Origin of the sequence: Ruegeria sp. (genome assembly GCF_028066395.1) — a bacterium.
Taxonomy (GTDB): Bacteria; Pseudomonadota; Alphaproteobacteria; order Rhodobacterales; family Rhodobacteraceae; genus Ruegeria.
The window spans coordinates 1-3,113 of sequence record NZ_JALCBM010000132.1 but is presented as its reverse complement, the minus strand read 5'-3'; the positions used below and the strand labels follow the sequence as shown (position 1 = coordinate 3,113).

At 62.4% G+C, this 3,113-nt stretch carries 2 protein-coding genes; one reads left to right on the top strand and one right to left on the bottom strand.

Going from position 1 to position 3,113, the window contains the following annotated elements:
• On the bottom strand, positions 1–1,897 hold a 1,897-nt coding region (locus MPJ51_RS21635; protein ID WP_298391125.1), incomplete at its 3' end, for a thiamine pyrophosphate-dependent enzyme.
• A gap of 205 nt (positions 1,898–2,102) precedes the next feature.
• Here MPJ51_RS21635 and MPJ51_RS21630 point away from each other — a divergent pair.
• Positions 2,103–2,999 (top strand): LysR substrate-binding domain-containing protein, encoded by an 897-nt coding sequence (locus MPJ51_RS21630; RefSeq protein ID WP_298391123.1) that lies wholly within the window; start codon positions 2,103–2,105, stop codon positions 2,997–2,999.
• Positions 3,000–3,113 lie beyond the last annotated feature (114 nt).

Genomic DNA, 3,113 nt, shown 5'->3' with positions numbered 1-3,113 from the left:
CCGCCTGCAACTCGGGCAATGCCTGTTTCGACAGATAATGCCCGTTGCCATAGGTCACGATGGCCAGGTCGGTGCCATCACCATGCACGCCAACCTCTCCCAATCCAATCCGCTGATCCGGCGAAGGATAGGTGGTCATCCACCCCGCATCCTGCCCCTCATGCAGATCGCGCATGGGATAGAGCGCGATGGGCTCCAGAAACACCACCACTCGCTGCTCTTCCCGCGCCAGCCGCACGCATTCGCGCAGCATCTGCGCCGCATCCGCCCCGGTCGACGGGCAGGCAACGATTACACCGGGAATATCCCGCAGCACCGCCAGCGAGTTGTCGTTGTGGAAATGCCCGCCGAACCCTTTCTGATAGCCCAGCCCGGCAATCCGCAGCACCATCGGATTGGTGAACTGCCCATTCGAGAAAAACGGCAGCGTCGCCGCCTCGCCCCTGATCTGATCCTCGGCATTGTGCAGATAGGCCAGAAACTGGATCTCGGGGATCGGGATGAACCCGTTATGGGCCATGCCGATGGCAAGCCCCAGAATGGACTGTTCGTCCAGCAGCGTGTCGATCACTCGATCCGGGCCAAAGCGCTGCTGCAGTTTCTGCGTCACCCCATAGACGCCGCCCTTGCGACCAACATCCTCGCCCATACAGACAATCTCGCCATGTTCCAGCATCAGATCGGTCAGCGCCCAGTTGATCAGGCGGCTCATCGGCTGAGGTTCATCCATCGCCCGCATGTCACCACCGAACGCCTTGACCCGCGCCTCGGCGCTTGGGCCGTTGGTGGGTTTGCATTCGCGTTTGGGCGGGATCAGGCTCGCCATCAACTCGGACGCGGTGGCGAGATGCGGACGAGTCGCCGCCTCGGCCGCGATGCGGTCCGTTCGGGTGCAGGTGTCTTGGTAAATCTTCAATGCCTGATCCGGCGGCAGCGCCCCGGCCTGATCCAACAAGCGGACCGAGTGCAGCAGAGGGTCATTGGCCTCATCCGCTTCGACCTCGGACTTGCTGAGATAGGTGGTCGGCACATCCGCCCCGGCATGGCCATAAAGCCGCACGGTTTTCAGATGCAGGAACGCGGGTTTACGACGGTTGCGCACATAGTCGGCGGCCTCTTGCGCCACCGCATAGGTCTCATAAATATCCAACCCGTTGGCCTGAAAGTACTTGATGCCCGGACGATGCTCCATCGAGGCCTGAATCCAGCCCTTGGGCGTCTTGACCGAAATACCGATGCCGTTGTCCTCGCACACAAACAGCAGGGGCAATGGCGTGGATTGCACGCTGGTCCAACCGGCCGTATTGATCGCCCCCTGCGCGGTGGAATGGTTGGCCGAGGCATCGCCGAAAGAGCACATCGCAATGCCATCCTCGGGCAATGCGCGATGCTCGGGCGCGTTCCGCCGCGCCGCGCCCAGCGCATAGGCCGCCCCCACCGCCTTGGGCAGATGGCTGGCAATGGTCGAGGTCTGCGGCGGGATCGTCAGCGCCTTGGACCCCAGCACCTTGTGCCGCCCGCCCGAGGTCGGGTCCTCTTTCGAGCAGGCGAAACTCAGCAACATGTCCCAGGCGATCTGTTGGCCCGACACCTGCTCGGCTCGGGCGATCTGAAAGGCCGCGTCACGGTAATGCAGAAAGGCGATATCGGTCGGGCGCAGGGCGTGAGCCACGGCGGCCATCCCCTCATGCCCTGACGAGCCGATGGTATAAAACCCCTGCCCCGACTTCTGCATCGCCCGGCTGGTCCGATCCAATGCCCGGCTGAGTACCTGCGAGCGGTACAGCGACACCGCATCAGCCTTGCTGAGCCCCGGTCGCGGCGCGGCCCCTTCGGGCAAGTCGCCCTGCGCGACGCGGGTCAGGAAGTTTTCATGTACGATCTGAGCGCGATCCATGGCACGTGTTCCAGTTTGTTAATCTTTGTCCCCGGGCGGGCCTTGCGGGACGATGGCGCGAAACGGGTTTGGACGCCATCGAATTCCACCATCGACGATGAGCTTTTCAAAGAGTCTGCACCACTCCCTGTCTCTGGACACTCATTGCGCTTGCTGGTCGCAAAGACCAGTGATATTCCGTCCTAAAGGTATGAGGTTTCATCATATGATTTCACCCCGTCGTTTTCTGCCCTCGATCTCATCCCTGCTGGCGCTTGAGGCTGTCGACCGGCTAGGCAGCGCCTCGGCCGCGGCCGAAGAATTGTCCCTGACACAAAGCGCCATCAGTCGGCAGTTGAAAACGCTGGAGGGGCAGTTGGGCATCGATCTGATCGAGCGCAACCAGATGCGTCTGCACCTGACACCTGCAGCCAAAGAGTATGTGCAAACCGCAAGATCGGCCCTGAAGGATCTCGCGCAGGCAGCGCTGAAGCTCAAGGCAAACCCGGCGGGCGGATCGCTGCATCTGTCGATCCTGCCCGCCTTTGGCATGCATTGGCTGGCCCCCCGGCTGCAGGATTTCGCCCGCCGCCACCCCGAGGTCACGGTCAATCTGGGCACCCGCCTGCAACCGTTCGATTTCCAAACCGACCCGTTCGACGCCGCCATCCATTTTGGGCGCCGCGACTGGGCCGAGGTCGAATATCTGAAACTCATGCGTGAAGAGGTGCTGCCGGTCTGCGCCCCCGCGCTGGCCTCAGAGGTCAAGACGCTGGATGCGCTCAAATCTGCGCCCTTGCTGCATCTCGACACCCGCCCCGACGCGTGGGAGCAGTGGTTCGATACGCAAGGCGCGCCAACGACCGGGCTGCGCGGAATGCTGTTCGACCAGTTCGCGACGATGGTGCAGGCTACGATCCACGGGCTGGGCGTGGCGTTGCTGCCCGCCTATCTGGTTGAGGATGACCTGCAAGCCGGACGTCTGGTGCTGGCATGGGACGGGCCGCGTGTCAGCCTTGGCGATTACTATCTGGTCTGGCCGTCGGATCGGACCCCGCCCGAACCCTTGCGGTCTTTCCGCGCTTGGCTGCAAGAGCAATTGCCTGTGGATGGCACCGACTGACCCCCTCGGCGTTCAGAACTTGCCGTTGTCATTTTTCCATTCACTGCGAGGCACGATGGTCTCGACCGTGTCCCAATGTTCGACAATCCGGCCATTTGCCACGCGAAACAGATC

What these genes read in the sequence shown, in the direction of transcription:
- MPJ51_RS21630 (WP_298391123.1), top strand. Translation starts at nt 2,103, where the DNA reads ATGATTTCACCCCGTCGTTTTCTGCCCTCGATCTCATCCCTGCTGGCG.